The 766-nt window shown below is 68.3% G+C and carries 1 protein-coding gene; it reads right to left on the bottom strand.

The annotated features are described in order from the left end of the window. Nucleotides 1-766, bottom strand: a 766-nt coding sequence (locus NS220_RS19025; protein WP_153004396.1) for a family 78 glycoside hydrolase catalytic domain, incomplete at both ends; no start/stop codon positions are given.

Raw genomic sequence — 766 nt, 5'->3', positions numbered from 1 at the left:
TTCATGATCTGCCCGTCGGGCAGCTGGTCGTCACGGACGATCCGCAGCCACCGCGTCAGGAAAGGGCCGACCGACATGTTCGTCGCGGCCGTCTCGGCGAAGACCTGCAGATCGCCCGTCCAGCCGTATCGTTCGCGCTGGGGGCAATCCGTCGGGATCGACAGGAAGTTCGCCCGCTGACTCCACCGCACGTTCTCGTGCAGGCGGTTCAGACGCGCGTCGGATGTCTCGAGGTGACCGATCACCGGAAGATCGGATGCCGTCACGACGGCGGTGAAGTCCTCCGGGTTCGCGTCACCCGGGAATCCCTGTATCCGGACGTACCGGAATCCGTGGAAGGTGAACGCCGGCTCCCACGTCTCGCCCTCGGGATCGCCGCGAAGGATGTAGACGTCGGTCTGGTCCTTGTTCGGCCCGACGATGTTGGCGAAGTAGTCGCCGTGCTGGTCGAGCACCTCCGAGTGCTCCAGGCGGACGACGCTCCCGCGTTCTCCCCGCACCCGGAACCGCACGCGTCCGGCGATCACCTGCCCGAAGTCGACGACGCGTTCCCCGGCGGGGGTCCGTACGATCCGCTCCGCGGGCACCTCCAGGACGCGCCGGACCGGCTCGCCGACGAACGGGAGGAGCGACTGTTCTGCCTGCACGACCGCCACGGGTTCCCACGCGGTGTCATCGAAATCGGGCGTGCTCCAGTCGTCCCACGCGACACGGGCGTCGTGGAGCTCTCCCACCGCGAGGTCGGCGTAGCGGACGGGTCCGTCGG

Source organism: Microbacterium testaceum (assembly GCF_001476655.1).
GTDB classification, from domain to species: Bacteria; Actinomycetota; Actinomycetes; order Actinomycetales; family Microbacteriaceae; genus Microbacterium; species Microbacterium testaceum_C.
This window is presented reverse-complemented; position numbering and strand designations above follow the sequence as displayed.